The 15903-nt window shown below is 60.2% G+C and carries 7 protein-coding genes; 3 read left to right on the top strand and 4 right to left on the bottom strand.

Annotated features, from left to right (window positions below):
- The first annotated feature begins 46 nt into the window (after positions 1-46).
- Together IFT75_RS06005 and IFT75_RS06000 are read left to right on the top strand one after the other, a co-directional pair.
- Positions 47-2494, top strand: coding sequence for an acyl-CoA dehydrogenase (locus tag IFT75_RS06005; protein ID WP_192053772.1), 2448 nt, complete (start codon positions 47-49; stop codon positions 2492-2494).
- Positions 2495-2566: 72 nt separating this feature from the next.
- Positions 2567-2977: a PA2817 family protein gene (locus tag IFT75_RS06000; RefSeq protein ID WP_192053770.1), complete on the top strand. Its 411-nt coding sequence runs from the start codon at positions 2567-2569 to the stop codon at positions 2975-2977.
- A gap of 77 nt (positions 2978-3054) precedes the next feature.
- Here IFT75_RS06000 and IFT75_RS05995 read toward each other — a convergent pair whose 3' ends face one another.
- Positions 3055-7161 carry a Tc toxin subunit A-related protein gene (locus tag IFT75_RS05995; protein ID WP_192053768.1) on the bottom strand — a complete coding sequence of 1369 codons (4107 nt, stop codon included), beginning with the start codon at positions 7159-7161 and terminating at the stop codon, positions 3055-3057.
- Between the two features lie 36 nt (positions 7162-7197).
- Positions 7198-12423, bottom strand: a complete 5226-nt coding sequence (locus IFT75_RS05990) for a Tc toxin subunit A (protein WP_192053767.1) — start codon at positions 12421-12423, stop codon at positions 7198-7200.
- Positions 12424-12794: 371 nt separating this feature from the next.
- Between IFT75_RS05990 and IFT75_RS05985 the strand changes: the two genes are divergently transcribed.
- Positions 12795-13760, top strand: coding sequence for an aliphatic sulfonate ABC transporter substrate-binding protein (locus IFT75_RS05985; protein ID WP_192053765.1), 966 nt, complete (start codon positions 12795-12797; stop codon positions 13758-13760).
- Positions 13761-13856: 96 nt separating this feature from the next.
- Here the strand turns inward: IFT75_RS05985 and mntP are convergent, their stop codons facing one another.
- Together mntP and IFT75_RS05975 are read right to left on the bottom strand one after the other, a co-directional pair.
- Positions 13857-14423 carry a manganese efflux pump MntP gene (mntP, locus tag IFT75_RS05980; RefSeq protein WP_192053763.1) on the bottom strand — a complete coding sequence of 189 codons (567 nt, stop codon included), beginning with the start codon at positions 14421-14423 and terminating at the stop codon, positions 13857-13859.
- Positions 14424-14649: 226 nt separating this feature from the next.
- The gene (locus tag IFT75_RS05975; protein ID WP_192053761.1) at positions 14650-15774 is read right to left on the bottom strand and encodes an acyl-CoA dehydrogenase family protein; all 1125 of its coding nucleotides are present in this window, start codon (positions 15772-15774) and stop codon (positions 14650-14652) included.
- Positions 15775-15903 lie beyond the last annotated feature (129 nt).

Raw genomic sequence — 15903 nt, 5'->3', positions numbered from 1 at the left:
CAACTGCAGGTGGTTCGTCCCGCCTGGCTTACACGGAGAAAACACTATGTTGTTGTTGTGGATCGTCGCCCTCGTGGTCGGCATCGCCTGGCTGGCTCATCGGCGCATTGCCGCCCTGCCCGCCATGGGTATCGTCGCCGTGTTTCTAGTGATCATGGGCGCGGCCAGTCACGCGCCTGGATGGTTGTTGACACTGCTCTGGCTGTTGCTGATTGCCAGTGCGCTGCCATTGCTGATGCCAGAGCTGCGCCGCAAGCATTTCAGCGCCCCGTTGTTTCGCTGGTTCAAGAAGACCCTGCCGCCGATGTCCGACACCGAGCGCGATGCGATCGACGCCGGCACGGTCTGGTGGGATGGCGAATTGTTCAGCGGCCGGCCCGACTGGAACACCTTGCTGGCCTACCCCAAGGTGCAGTTGAGCGCGGAAGAGCAAGCATTCATCGACGGCCCGACCGAGCAACTCTGCGCCATGGTCAGCGACTGGCAGATCGGTCAGGACATGGACCTGCCGCCGGCCGCCTGGACCCACATCAAAGAGCATGGCTTTTTCGCCCTGATCATTCCAAAGGAATATGGCGGCAAGGGCTTTTCGGCCTACGCCCACTCCCAGGTAGCGATGAAGCTGGCCACTCGCAGCGGCGACCTTGCGTCTACCGTCATGGTGCCGAACTCGCTCGGCCCCGCTGAACTGCTGCTGCACTACGGCACCGACGAGCAGCGCAATCACTACCTGCCTCGCCTGGCACGCGGCGACGACATCCCCTGCTTCGCGCTGACCGGCCCCCTGGCTGGCTCGGATGCCGGCGCGATGCCCGACGTCGGTGTCATCTGCAAAGGCCAGTGGCAAGGTGAGGAAGTCATCGGTATCCGCCTGACCTGGGAAAAGCGCTACATCACCCTGGGTCCGATCGCCACCCTGCTTGGCCTGGCCTTCAAGGCCCACGACCCCGAGCACTTGCTGGGCGACAAGGAAAACCTGGGCATCAGCCTGGCGCTGATTCCGACCGACACGCCGGGCGTGGAAATCGGTCGTCGCCACTTGCCACTCGGGGCTGCGTTCATGAACGGGCCGAATTCGGGCAAGGACGTGTTCATCCCCCTCGACTACCTGATCGGCGGCCAGCCGATGCTGGGCAAGGGCTGGATGATGCTGATGAATTGCCTGTCGGTGGGTCGCTCGATCTCCTTGCCGGCAGTCGGTACCGGTGCCGCCAAGTACACCAGCCTGGTCACAGGCCAATACGCGCAGATTCGCGAGCAGTTCAACGTCCCGCTGGCGGCCTTCGAAGGGATCCAGGAATCCCTCGCCAGAATTGGTGGCAACGCCTGGCTGATGGACAGCGCCCGCATGCTGACTGCCAATGCGGTGGACCTGGGGGAGAAACCCTCGGTGCTTTCGGCCATTCTCAAGTACCACCTGACCGAACGCGGCCGAGATTGCATCACCCACGCCATGGATGTCCACGGTGGCAAGGGCATCATCATGGGTCCCAACAACTACCTGGGTCGCAACTGGCAGGGCGCACCGATCTTCATCACCGTGGAGGGCGCGAACATTCTGTCGCGCAACCTGATGATCTTCGGCCAGGGTGCCATCCGCTGCCATCCGTTCGTGCTCAAGGAGATGGCCTTGGCTGGCCGCGAAGACCAAGACCAGGCACTGCTGGAGTTCGACGCGCTGCTGCTCAAGCACATCGGCTTCGCCGTCGGTAACGCGGCCAGTACCTTTGTCTTGAACCTGGGCCTGGGCCACTTCGAACAGGCGCCGGGTGACCGTCTTGCCCAAGGCTATTTCCGCGCCCTGAACCGGCAGGCAGCTGCCTTTGCCCTGCTGGCGGACCTGAGCATGATGCTGCTCGGTGGCGAGCTCAAGCGTCGCGAGCGGCTGTCGGCGCGTCTGGGCGATGTGCTCAGCTACCTGTACCTGAGTTCTGCAGCGCTCAAGCGCTATCACGACCAGAACTCGCCCGAGCATCTGCGGCCGCTGGTGTGCTGGGCCATGGAAGAAAGCCTGGGCCAGGCCGAGCACGCGCTGGATGCCATCTTGAAGAACTTCCCCAACAAGGCGCTCGGGTATCTGCTGCGTGGCGTAGTCTTCCCGTTCGGTCGGCGACACACCGGGCCTTCCGACAAGCTGGAAGCCGAAGTGGCGGCCATCACCGGTCGCCACAAAGGCGACCCGGCGCTGGAAGAACTGCTGGCCGGCTGCTACCGCCCACAGGGCGCGGACGATCCGGTCGGCGCGCTGCAAGTGGCGTTCGACCTGCTGCGCGAAAGCCAGCCGCTGCACAGGAAACTGCAACAGGCCTACAAGGCACGGCAATTCAGCGCTACACCCGGCCAGTCGCTGATCGATGCAGCCCTGCACGCCGGCGTGCTGCAACCCGCCGAGGCGCAGACCCTGCAACAGGCAGAAGCTGCACGGCGCAAGGTGATCGACGTCGACGACTTCAGCAAGGAAGAGCTGCTGCCCACTGCGGACAAGGTCCGCTGAGGATCAGCGAAAAGACAGCGGGCGCGTGGAGCTTTATACTCCCGCGCCCGTTTCGCTCAAGAGGACCCCACCATGGCCATTAACCATCTCGAATACCACCTTGTCCTGCTCGACCATCTGCGCAGCATCCTCGTGGCTCTGGGCGAGGCGGAGCAGGTCCCTGAGGAAAGCCACGCGCTGTTTCTCGAGCGCTTCGATGAGCTGCGTGCGCAACTGCCGGTCGACCCGGTGGAAAGCCAGTACCTGGGCCAGGACATCATGTGCCAGGTCATCACCCGCTACCCGCAGGTCGCCCACCTGGTGCCACGCGACCTGCTGTGGTTCTTCGCCGGCGACTGCTTGCACTACATGCCCGACGAAGAGATCGCGCTGTACCAGGCGCTTGAAGAGCGCCGTTTCGAGGCCGAGGAGAACGACGAACCGTTCGACTGGAATCAGGAGAAGCAGCTGATGGCGATGTCGGGGCAGGAAGCTCGCCACTGACTGGACGCCGGATGCATAACGACAAAGGGGTCGCTCATCGAGCGACCCCTTTGTCGTTTCAGCCAGGTGGGATCAGATCACATCTGCTCCAGCAGACCCTCCACTTGACTGGCGAACCCTGGCCCACCATCCACTGCGGTGTAGCGCAGGTTGACGATGATGTCAGTCAAGGTATCGAGCATTGCGCTTTGAGGCGCACGATCGTGGCGAGGGAATTTCAATTGCCAGCTGGAAACCGCGCCAGTTCCCTCGAACGGCAGGTAGCGCTCGTCGTTGAAGTCGAGCATGAACAGGCCGTGATCGTCCATGCCAGAGGACAGGGCGATGCTTTGGCTGGCACGGGGGTTGAACAGGATATGCTGGGTGTTCGCATCCGGCAGGCCGTACAGCGAATTCATCGCCCGCAGGTCGGCCTTGGTCACGGTTTTGCTGGAAACTTGGGTCAACACGCCATGGATCTGCTGATAGGGCCCGACCACAACCGGCAGTGATACCGAGACGCTGACCAACTGCCGCAGGTAATGCCCCGGGTAATCGCCGTCGAACAACGAGCAGTGAAGGTCGAACGTCAGTTCCCCGCGCTCCTTGAGCTGGGTCAGTGCCATCTCCCAGCGCTCTTCGCTGCCTATCTTCTCGAACAGAGACTTGAGGGAAACGGTCTTGGTCAGCTCCAGACGCCGTTCATTGCGTTTCAGGTAGGCCGCCTCCATGCGCAGCAGTTGCAGCTTCAGCGCGTCGCCGGCGGTGAGGCCGAAGTAGTTTTCGAACCACACGTTGGGCTGGATGAATCGAGTCTGGAAATCACCCAGCTCATACTGCCAGCAGGCTTCCAGATTCAGGCTCAACGCGACAACCGCATCGTACGCTTGGAAGTAAAAGGTCGACAGCTGACTGAGCAGCCATTGGTACAGGCCGGCATTGGTGCTGCGGGTTTTCAGAAATGCATAGTAGTCCTGCGACTGCTGTTCGCTGCGTACGGCATGGGCCAGTTGCTCACGAGCGGATTCTATCTGCAGCTTCTGGGCATTGATCTGCTTGTCCACCGCCGACAGCTCGGCCGACGCCTGGTCGCGCTGAAACTCCCACTCGACCAGGCGACGCCGGTATTGCTCGTTGATGGAAAGCATCTCGCCATTGATACGCATGGAATCGGCTGCCATTCCGGCAACCACGGCCACAGCCTGGACGGCCGAACCGGCACGGGTGTGTCCACCGCCCACAGCCGTGACGATCACCGAGCCCATATTCACCGCGCCGGCGACACGTTCCAGGGCCTGAGTGCCTGCGCTGGCGATGGCGGACTTCAAGTTCAGGTCCTTGGCCCGCTCCTCTGCCGACGAAACGTTCTCTTCGGCCAGCTTTGAGTAGTAGTCGAAGCGCTGCTTGATGACCTGGCGACTGCTGGTCAATGCCACCAGACCTGCGTCAGCTTGGTCGATCGCCAATTCCTGCAGCTTGATCCCGAACTGCGACAGCTCCAGGACGTGGGACTGTTGCAGTTCTTCCTGCTCGGCACGATCCTTGAGCTCACGGTAAGTGCGTACCTGCTCGCCGAAACGAATCAGGGTCTCCACCGCATTCTGCACCCGCGGCAGCAGCGCGCGGAAGCGATACGGCGGAATCGGCGCCATGCCACCGACACTGCGCTGTACCAGCCCACTGGCGCTGTTCTGCGCGCGCAGCAGCATTTTCGGGTCCACCGGCGGAGCATAGAGCGGCAACAGCAGCGGCTTGCCGTCGATGGTCAGATTGTTGCGCAGGTTCTCGAGTCGCCGCGCAATGTCGTCCCAGATATCCAGCAGCTGGGTGTTGACCGGCAGGCGGAAACGTTCGGAGTCGAGCAGTTCGAACCACGGCCGATCCTCGCCCTGTATGGCGGGTAGCGAGCGTGCGCTCAGTGGATGTTCGTAGCGTGCGAACGTTTGCCCGTTCATTTCAGCAGCCACGCCCAGGCTGACAGGTTCCCAGCGACCGACCATCCGGTTGTCCGGTTTGTTACCCATCAACGAGAGCGCACGCACGTACATCAGCTTCGCCTCGTTCAAACTGTCGCGGGTCAGGCGACGGTACAGGGAATCGCCATAGGCCATGAGGTTGCGCACATACAAGGTAAAGATCGCCTTGCGGTAGTGCTCTGGATGTGAATAGCAGATCGCGTCGGGATCGGTGATACCGACCACTTCATAGTCACCACTGCTGGCCTCCTCTAGAGGGCGCACCGACCAGTACAAGGGGCTGGGCGGCTGGGTGGGCTTGATCTTGGCTTGCGGGTTGAAGATGTAGTGGAGCCACTCTTCGGCACCGAAGAAATCGAACTCGTTGTGCAGACGTTGGGCGACCGCATGGGGCACATGGAAAAACAGCTCCCAGAAATATCGTCCGTTGGCGCCATGGAAGTCCATGTAGCTCACCGCAGTGCTACCCGGAAGCGGCGGTTCCTGCATATGCTGGGTGGACCAGTTGAGTACGGCATCTACCGACACGTTTGCCTTGGCAACCAAGTCTCGGGCAAACAGCGTATTGAGGCGGACGTATTGCAGTCCAGTCAGCCGCAGCGCGGTCAAGTCGAGAAACTGCCCTCCAGTCGCCTCGTGACGCAGTTTGGGACGAGCCTCGGGCAAGGCATTGAGCGTGACCACATAATGATCCCGCGAAGGTGTGCTCGCCACGTCGCCAAAGCTGATGTCGATCGTGGACGGAATGTCCCCAGGTTGTGCGCCAAACACAAACATGACATCCGGCGTCCAGGCATTGCCGTTCAGGGCGATGTCGCGGAACTCTGCCCCCGCCTTTTGCACCCCGCTGACATAACAGCTCAAAATTAAATGGGCGTTATGCGGGCGTTCTGTCGTGGCGTTGATGAAGGCTTTAGTGACTTGACCACGAACGCGCAGGCAGTAGCGCCCTTCTTTATCGATGCAGAACCACGTCACCAACCGCATCCACCCACTCAAAGCGCCAACTTTATGATAAGCCTCTTCATAGCCTTGGGTCACTGCAGGGTGGGTCCAGCGGTCGCTGGCCAGCGGATGTTGCAACGAATTATCTGCGTTGGAGAAATGCTGCAAGGCATTGAGCATTTTTCCCAGATAACCGCTGACGCCAGTGTGATTCACGACATCGTGAAACAGCACATTGAACCGCGCATCGAAAATCAATCCTTCATAATCAGGCTGGTCTGCATCGGTCACGCCATATGCAAAGACAATTTTCTTGTCGTCTGGATCGGCCTCGCTGACAAAGGCCACGAAATAGTCGGCGTCTGGATCGTATTTACGCTTATCCTTGAGCACCGTGACCATGGCTGGCGACCAACTGCCATCAATCATTCGGTAGGCAACGTTCAGACTGTAACTTGGCACGGACTCGTGGGTACCTACCACGTCGTCGCCGTCGGGGCGTTCGCGCATCTTTTCTTGCTGGCTGATCCACGCGACATACAAACGACCGTCCAGCAGTAGCGGCCTGATGTGCAGGATCTTGCTTCCCGAAGGGATGTTTACCGGCAACCACTCGCTCCAGGCAGTGGGGCTCAGGTAATCGTCACCTTCGGCCTGGCCGGTGGCCTCGCCAAAACGTACCTGGGCCTTGCGCCAGAAATACTGATAGGGCTCGACGTTCTGCCGCCCCAGAAAGTAGTAATCGGCATTACGAAAGTCCACCCCATCAATATAGCCGGACACCACGTTCAGATTGCTCAAGTGTTCGAATTTGTTCAAATAGTGCCGCAGAGCATTCTGCACGGACTCTTTGGACGGGCGACTCTGATTGATGTCGTTGGTGAACTCCGTGAATGCCTGCGTCTGATTGATACGTAGTGTGGGTTCGATGTAGTTCTCGGGGTAGTCCTGCAACATCTGATTACCCGCCCAGATAGCGTACTCACTCTTGCTTTCGCGCCAGAGTTGCTGCGCCTGCTTGTCGAAAATTCCACGATAGCCAGGCTCCATCCCATTGTAGATGGCATGAATATATTGCTGCAGGCTGGCCATACCCATGGCGATACGACTGGTATCGACAGGGGCATTGACCTGGTTATCGATAAGCAGGTATTCGTACAAGTCCTCAGGGGTTTCCAGACGGCGAGCGCCGGGAACAGGGTGTTCAGGAACAATTTGACCCAAGTAGTAACCGACCAGGGCGTCGCGGTGGGATAATAGTAATTCAGGTGTATAGACGGTCATGATAAAGCCTTCAGCTATAATTACAGGAACAGCAGATTAGTTAAGTCGGTCAACATCAGTCACATTGAACAGATGACTACCAGTACGATGCTTATCAGCGATAGCTCCTGATTGCCTGTTGCCAATGTTGACGATCACCGTCATCCGGCCGTTATCGTCGGTTCTTTCCCGCGCCTTACGGATGACTTGTAATCTGCTATCGCCTATGCATTCCAGCCCCACAACGGGTACCTCTCCATACAGCACCCTGTACTCCAACGTAATATCTTCCATGGCAGGTATCCAAACGTTCCGCCCCTCGATACGCACTCGGCTGTCGGGGCTAGTGACGATTGTCCTGAAATCCGGACGCCGGTCTTTTTCGTCAAGTGGGATGTGATGGATTAGCGTATCGACGGCACTCATACCGTTCTCAAACATCATCAACGTATCTGGATGCGCTGTAATCGTCACAATTCCAGGGTCATTTCTGATGTAGTCACCGCTGCTGCTAGCGCCCTGTTCATTAAGTGAAAGCGGCGATTCTGAACCTCCTCCTATCATCACGTTCCCGTCCACCAGTGGGTGCCCACTTCGAGCGTAGAACTGGCATGTTAATACGTCTTTTCCTACCGGAGACCAACTCTGCAGCTTTGCCTCAACCAACTCTCTTACACATAAGCTGATAGACGCTGTCACATTCAGGTTCGTCGTGACGTCCAGTCTGAATGAATTGCTATCTGCACCGCCGGCCAGGAATTCAGCCGCCAGCCCATCTAGATGCAGTTGAATGCAGCCGTGCTCATCGGCATATATTTTTTGACCACGTGCCGGCGTTATAGAAATGCCGTGCAGGTCCGCTTTATCTTCAGCTATCGACCATTGCATCCAGGCAGCGTCATCGCCGATATCTCCGCGCACCGCGCGGATATTTAGGGTTCCCTGCCCACCGCGCGGGATGACGAACGAACTGCCATCAAAATGTTTCAACAGGTCGCTCGTTTCAACTTGCAAAGATTCGTGAGCACGCACTACCGCAACAGAGAAATGAGCCTCATTGCCCTGCCCTACTCCCCGCGCGGTCACTATTTTATCGCCATGATCACTGCCCACAAAACGACGCTCGAATATGGCCCATCCTTGACTGTCGGTGTAGCTGGTTCCGAGCTCTCGATCATCTTGATGCCATGTCACCGGTTGGCGGCTCAATGCTGGCTCCAGGCGTACACGGAACTGCGCTGGGCGTGACTGGCCGATGCCGAAAATCTGCTCCAATGGTGCATGTTCGACCAGTCTTGGCAGCTCGAAGATAGGCGTCGCAGCACTGGCGAGGGGGCGCAATTGGGTGTCCGACACAGTGGCATCAACGCTCACTATCACGGACCCTGCCTGGGCTGCGGTGAAATTGATGCGGGCAATACCCTGCCCATCGGTGATGCTCGTAGCTTGCTGATCAAAGCCGCCGACGGTGCAACCCCAAGTCACTGTGGCGCCGATTACAGGCGTTTCATCCAGGTTGATAATGCGGCAAGTGACCTCTACCGGCTGGGTCGCCGCGATGGCGCTCGCGAAGCGTATGTATTGAAAGTAAGGCTGTTCCAGGAACCTGACGGGTTGAAACGCGTGCTCGTTACCGTTGAACTCGAACACCGCTACCACGCTGGCCGGACCCGACGGCTGGCTGTGCAACGTCGCATACGCCAGGCCTTCGCTATCGGTGCGCGTCTGCGGACGCTGGAATTGACCCAGGTCCGTCTCCCACTGCACCACACGATCGCGACCCACGTTGCCATGCATATCCACGAGTTCCACCGCAAACTCGATTTCTTCACGGTCACCCGCCAGCGCCTCGGCAGGATTCGGGTAATGGGGCACCTCGATGAAGTCAAGGGTGCTTTCATCGCAATCGATCCGCACCAGCGGCGCCTGGATCTGCCGGTCCAGGCCGTAGGTGGCGGTGATCTGAGCGGTGCCCATCTCATCGCCAGCCATCAGGGTCGCGGTCATTTCGCCATTGGCGTCGGTTTCCGTCATCGCGGGTAATTGCAGTTCGCCCAGGCTGGTACGCCAGGCGACTCGAATACCACCCATCGGCTGGCCCAGGAAGTTTCTGACGGTAATGGTGAAGCGTGCGACCTCGTCGGTCCTGGCCACCAACAGCTCACGGTCGACAATGATCCATGAAGACTCGCTTTGCCCCAGTTCACCTTCCACTTGTTTGCCTTCACCTGACAGGCTGGCGGTCAAGCTGGCCAAGGCACCCTCGCCAGCGGCCCGGTAGTCGTTGCGCGAACTGTCGCTGCGCAGCCGACTCAGGTCGACCACTGCCGTGGTGCCCAATTGCAGCTCGTTACAGAACTCGCGAATACGGATCAGGTGATCCAGTTCCAGCACCGTCAGCAGAATCCCGTTGTCAGCCAACAGCGCGGCTGTTTGCAGAATGTCGCGAGTGCCGAAGCCGATAAATCCGGCGATCTTGCCCGCAGCATCTTCGCGCACAAGTTCGGCATCGGCATCGCTGAGCTCTTGGGGCAGGCTGTTCACCAGCTGCAGGTAGTCGAGCAACTCCTGCTCACCGCGACGGCTGAATTTCACCACTCTCTGGTACTGCACCAGGCTGTAGAGATCTGCAAAGCCGATGTCGTCGATCGACCAGGTGGCGGATCTGGTTCGGCGAACTTGCGCCGGGCGGCCGAACCACTCAGGGTTACGCACAAAACTGCGCAAGGCCATGGCGCTGACGTTCAGCTGTTGCGCGATCGCTGCCCGGCGGGCCAGACGTGCCAGGATGGTCAGCACTTCATCGCCCACGGGCACCGCGACACCGGCGCCCCCCTCGATGGCGAACACCCGCAGTACTTCGGCAAGCAACTGATAGGTCGTGCCACGCGCCCACAGCAGCAGCTCGCGGCACTGCTCGGCAGTCACCTTCAAGGTGCTGGCCAGGCATTCCCAAACCAGGCTCTGCTGAGCGGCACGGGCGTCCATCACCACACTGAACAGTTTGATGCGCAGGTCGGAGATCGCTGTGACGCCATGGCGGCTCATCACGCGATCGATCAGCTCCAGCAGCCGCTCGGTATAGTAGGCTTCGTCCTCGTACTCGGGGGCCATGATGCTGCGATCAATGATCAGGCCGTCACCGGAAACGAGCGCTTCGAATTCAGCCAGCCAGTCAATCGCAGTTGGCGCATCACCCGCTGAATACTGCGGTGCACCTGCTTCGACGAAGGTCGCCTGGCTGACCAATACCGCTCCCATACGTGATTGAATCTGCTTGAGCAGATCGATCTCGTGCTCGGTCGCTGCCGCAACGGGAGTCAGTGGCATGACCTGCTGATACAACCAGTTGACCGACAACTGATGCGTGTTGCACCACTTGATCACATCGGCCAAGGACTGGATCACACTCAGGGTGTCAGTCGTTTCCGAGTGCTGATGCACGGCAAGCCGGGGCTGCGCCAAGCGGTTGATGTACTGGTTGGCGCTCTGGTTGATCAATTGCAGCAAGGCAATCGCCTCGATACTCGAAATGCCCAGATAGCGTGGCAGCTTCACCAGGCGGTAGAACGCCGAGACTACAGCGTGGGACCACCGCAAGCTGTTGATATCGAAGTCAGCCATGCTTTCGTTGCCCTGACTGTGGAGCCCCTGAGCGATGTAGCGAGCGATGTAGACGTAGGTTTCGAAACTGATGCCCAGCGCGCTGCACAGATGATCGACCTTGCGGTACTGATTCTCCGTCGCCGGAACGATTGGAAATACGCTGTCGTCCAGACACAACGGCGTTTCAAACAGGCCGCTGGCATTGAAAATGCGATCGAACTGCGGCGTGTCACTGCCGCACGCATACAGGCCTACGCCATGAACGAGCGCCGAAAAGTCTTCAGCGGTTACCTTGAAATCGCGCTGCAGTTGGCGAAACAGACCCAGCATGCGCAGGGTGTTTTCGGTGATCTGAAAAGCGTGCGGGGTCTTGCCGTGCTCGGTCTTGAAGGCTGCCGATAGCAGCAGATCGATGTCGGCGAAGCTCAGCTCCATCCAGCGCGACAGACGAATGATGCGTTGCAGGCGGTCGAAATGGCCATCGGTGTGGCCGATGAAACGGTGCATCGCCCCACCCTCACTGACCACGCCCAAGGTCGGCGCGGTACCCGCGTTGATGTAGCTGGAACCGACCACGGCAGGCGATGCCGGCGCCAACCCGGCCACATTGGGCGAAGCCACCGGTGCGCGCGTTTCAATGGACAGCAGGTCTTCCAGTTGCGCCTGGTTGATGCCCGTGCGCTTGCAGAAGGTAGGGATATCCACCAGCGGCTCGGCGTTGGCAACACCGTAGTGACGGTTGTAGAAGCTGGCCTGAGCCACGGCCATGGCTGCCTGGCGCTGGAGGCCTGGGGCCTTGCGGGCCAGGTTCGTCAGCGGAAAATAAGGCGCTTCCAGCAGCAGCGCGCGCTGCTCGGGGCCAAACGCGGCATCCAGTTGCAGGGCATCGTCGGAGGCCGCCGAATGCAACCCTTGCTCCTTGAAATAGGGGAACTTGGGATCGAGTTGTCGAACCACGTCACCCAGTTGGTAGCGCTTGCGCTGCAGCACATGGTTGATCTGCGCCTGATACCGCTCATACGGCAACTGGAAAGGATAACGGGTGGCCAGCAGTACATCGTCTACCGCTTCTTCGCTGCGGTTGCGGCCGTCCAGAAACTCGCGCGCGGCGCGCTCGAGAATCTCATTGACGATCACTACCGTCGGCTCGACGCGCTCCAGGCTCACCGGGTCCAAGGTCAGGTCAACCAGATCGGGACGACGCTGGGCCAGCGTGATGGCTTCACCTTCGATGGCCAGAGGCTCGATGGTCTGGGTGGCAAGACGGTAAAGACTGGTCAGATAAGCCGCAGGCGAGGAGGTTGCCTCGATAGCGCCGGGCATGCAGTTGCTCGACCAACTGGGGGTGAACTGGCTTTCGAAGCTGGGGCCGTCGACCAGCGCACGGACGCCGCTGCGGGCCATGGCCGCCGAAGCCGGCTCGCTGGCCTTGAGGCGTTGTTCGCGCATCTGTCGCGCTGCGAGCACGGCCACCGAGCTGGCGCGCTGATGCAAGGCTTGCGCTTGATCTACGTCAAAACCCTTGCCGAGCTTGATCAGGTCGTCGACGCTGCCTTGAGCGATCTCCATTGCCGTGCAGCCTTGAACCTTGGACAGGGTCTGGTGCTGTTCGGCATTGACGGCGATATTCTTCAAATGTGCGGATAGGGTACGTTCCGCCGGCGTTTCATCTTTCATGGCTATCTACCTTGGCTGTTCGGCGCAGGCCCGCGAACGGGCTGCGCAGTGAAGCCGCCACACTAGGTAATGTTTGCTTGGACGTCGCCTGACAGAAGTGATAGGTACGTGTATGTTTTTAAAAGAGAAATTTGTATATGCGAAGATGACAGACGCCAACTGAGAACCTTTCGCATCGATGAAGAACAGGCGGGTGAAGTGCAGTGCGAATCAGTTTGGCCGGTGAGGCTGCATAAGCTGATAACTAAACGCCATTACCGTGCTTTGAACTGTTCTTCTATAGTCGCTTCACCGGATCACCGGCATGCCCTTCCCCGTTCTCTTCGAGCCGACCGCGCCCCGCGGATGCGTCGGAGACGAGACTTGAAACCATGTCCACCCTCTTCACCCCGCGGCACCTGCTTGCCGCCAGCCTCAGCGTTGCGCTCGGCGTTGCCTTCAGCTTTTCGGCAGCGGCAGAAACCCAGCTGCGCATCGGTTACCAGAAGTCCTCGACGCTGATGGTGCTGCTCAAGCAGCAAGGTACGCTGGAGAAGCAACTGGCAGACAAAGGCGTGCGCGTCAGCTGGCACGAATTTGCCAGTGGCCAGCCGCTGCTCGAAGCGCTTAACGTCGGCAACGTCGACCTGTCGGCAGACGTTGCCGACACGGTGCCGGTGTTCGCTCAAGCTGCCGGCGGCAAGCTGACCTACTACGCGTCCGAATCGGCTTCACCGCAGGCCCAGGCGATTCTGGTGCGGCAGGACTCGCCGCTCAAATCGCTGGCAGACCTACGTGGCCATACCGTAGCAGTCACCAAGGCGGCAGGGGCTCACTACCTGCTGCTGGCGGCCTTGCGCAAGGGTGATCTGACGTTCACTGACATCAAGCCGGCCTACCTGACCATCGCCGACGGCCGCGCCGCCTTCGAAAACCAGAAGGTGGATGCCTGGGTGGCGTGGGAACCGTTCCTCAGTGCCGCGCAGCAGCACCAACCTACCCGCGTACTGGCGGGCAGCGAAAACCTGGCCTCGTACAAGCGCTACTATCTGGCAGGCACGCCTTATGCGAAGGCCAACCCGGCGATCCTGAAAACGGTGTTCGACGACTTGGCCGAAACTGGCAAATGGGTCAAGGCGAACCCGGCCGACGCCGCCGCGATTCTGGGTCCGCTCTGGGGTAATCTTGACCCGGCAGTGGTGCAGCAGGCGAACGCCCGCCGCAGCTACGATGTGCAGCCCGTCACCCACGAAGGATTGGCCGAGCAGCAGAAGATCGCCGATGCCTTTTACGACGAGAAGCTGATTCCCAAGCGGATCGATGCGGTGAACGTGGAGGTGTGGGCGCCTGGCGAGTAATCCAACGACGCACTCCCAGGATCTGTGCGGCGGCCCCTGATCTGCCGCCGCCAACTGGGCTGAAAAACGCAGCCCATGAGCAGTCGACTGCTCCGATTACGCCGCAGACAAATGCTCGTAGAGAATCACCGCACCGACCAGCATCAACACGATGCCGCCCACGATTTCCGCACGTTTGCCGACGACGACGCCCAGTACCCGACCCAGCATCACGCCGATCGTGACCATGATCGTGGTCGCCACGCCGATGGCGGCGGCTGCAATCCAGATGTTCACGTCGACGAAGGCCAGGCCTACGCCAACCGCAAGAGCATCGATGCTGGTGGCAAAGGCGGTGACGGCCAGAATGGCAAAGGAATGCTGTTGCGGCTTGTCCTCTTCCGGGGCTTCAGCTTTGACCCCGTTGTAGATCATGTGCAGCCCAAGTGCCACCAACAGCACGAAGGCGATCCAGTGGTCGAAGTCTTGAACGTACTCAGTCGCCGCCTGGCCTATGAACCACCCTATCAAGGGGGTGATGGTCTCGATAGCACCGAAGATGACACCCGTACGAAGTGCTTCCGTGAATCGCGGTTTGTGCAGTGTCGCGCCTTTGCCGATGGCGGCGGCGAAGGCGTCGGTGGACATCGCCAGGGCGACGAAGAGGATGGAAATGGGGTTCACGGTCGAAGATCCAGCCGGGCTATGAGTCAACGACGCGACCACACGCCCGGCTTTAGGCATGGATGCATCGTTGGTCTCACCAACCACAAGGTGTTCGTGCCACGGCAGGCAGCCGAGAATGTTGACACGAACGCGCTGGACCGAGGTCCAGAGCAGGCTACTCCCCAACAAGGGACGCCACTGTAATCAGCGGCACATGAAAATTTCGTGAGCCCGTTGATGGGTGTCAGAGCGCCAGCGCCTGACGCCCTATTGCAACCAGGGCGCTGTCATCCTGGGGGGTATGAATGCGCGCGCAGAGCACGTTGCGGTAGTGCCTTTCCAGCGCGTTGCGACGATCCAGCGCCGGGTTGCCGCCGGCTTCGATGGCCAGGGTCACGGCGCGTATGGCCTGGTTGCACACCAGATACTTGATGGCGGGCCAGCGCTCGGCGGGCAGGCGGCCTTCGGCGGCCGATTGCAACAGGGCCTGGTTGGCCAGCAGCAGGCTGTCGATCTCGCCGACCCGTTCCTGGAAGCGCGGCAGCGTCGCCAGGGCGGCACCGAGATTGGCCGGTACGCGGTGCTGCAGCCAATCGATGAACGAATCACGTGCGGCCTGGGCGACGCCGTCGTAGACACTGGACATCAGCACCGCCATCCACAGCAGGCCTTCGCCGTCCAGTTCCGGCTGCGGCGTGCTGGCCGGACTTACGCTGACGGCCTGGTCGAACGGCACCAGCACGTCGTCGAAGACCACATCGTGGCTGCACGTGGCACGCATGCCCAAGTGGTCCCAGGTGTCTTCGATGGTGATTCCGGGGGTGTCTCGGTGCACCAGCCAGGAACCCACCAACGGATCGTCATCATCGCTGCGCGCCCACACCAGCAGCCAGGTCAGGCCGTGGCTGCCAGTGGAATAGATCTTGCGGCCGTCCAGTCGCCAGCCCTCGGCGGTACGTCGCGCCACGGTGTTGGGCAGGCCGCCGCGGGCCGGCGTGCCCAGTTCGGGCTCGACCCGCAGCGAATTGATCAGCGCCCCGCTTTCCACGGCGTCCAGCGCCAGGCGCTGCTTCCATGCCTGAGGCCAACGCTCGCTCTGGTGCAGACGGGCCTGCTGCAGGTACTGCATGACCAGGATCAACGCCGTCGCCGGCTCGCCCTTGGCGACTGCCGCCACCACTTTCTGCGCCGTGGGCAGGTCGGCCCCGCCGCCGCCATAGGCCGTGGGCACGGTCAGCGCGAGCAGGCCGAGGCTGTGCAGGTGGTCGATGTTGTCATGGGGGAACTCGCCACTGCGGTCGTAGCGCTCGGCGTGCAGTGCCATTCGTTCGGTGAGCGCGGCAAGGGCGCCGGGGTCTAACTGGGGCATGGCGAGAACTCGGTCGGACAAGTGCACGGCAACGCAACTCGAAGCGGCAGCGCTGTGGTTGTCGACTAATCTACGCACCTTCAAGGACATGAGTAAAGATCATTTTAGGCATATCCTAATATGCTAAAC

This window comes from Pseudomonas sp. CFBP 8758, assembly GCF_014841725.1.
In the GTDB taxonomy this organism is placed as follows: Bacteria; Pseudomonadota; Gammaproteobacteria; order Pseudomonadales; family Pseudomonadaceae; genus Aquipseudomonas; species Aquipseudomonas baltica.
The sequence above is the reverse complement of the archived record's forward strand: the minus strand, read 5'-3'. Positions and strand labels throughout refer to the sequence as shown.

What these genes read in the sequence shown, in the direction of transcription:
- IFT75_RS05975 (WP_192053761.1), bottom strand. Translation starts at nt 15,774, where the DNA reads ATGCCCCAGTTAGACCCCGGCGCCCTTGCCGCGCTCACCGAACGAATG.
- IFT75_RS05985 (WP_192053765.1), top strand. Translation starts at nt 12,795, where the DNA reads ATGTCCACCCTCTTCACCCCGCGGCACCTGCTTGCCGCCAGCCTCAGC.
- IFT75_RS06005 (WP_192053772.1), top strand. Translation starts at nt 47, where the DNA reads ATGTTGTTGTTGTGGATCGTCGCCCTCGTGGTCGGCATCGCCTGGCTG.
- IFT75_RS05990 (WP_192053767.1), bottom strand. Translation starts at nt 12,423, where the DNA reads ATGAAAGATGAAACGCCGGCGGAACGTACCCTATCCGCACATTTGAAG.
- IFT75_RS06000 (WP_192053770.1), top strand. Translation starts at nt 2,567, where the DNA reads ATGGCCATTAACCATCTCGAATACCACCTTGTCCTGCTCGACCATCTG.
- IFT75_RS05995 (WP_192053768.1), bottom strand. Translation starts at nt 7,161, where the DNA reads ATGACCGTCTATACACCTGAATTACTATTATCCCACCGCGACGCCCTG.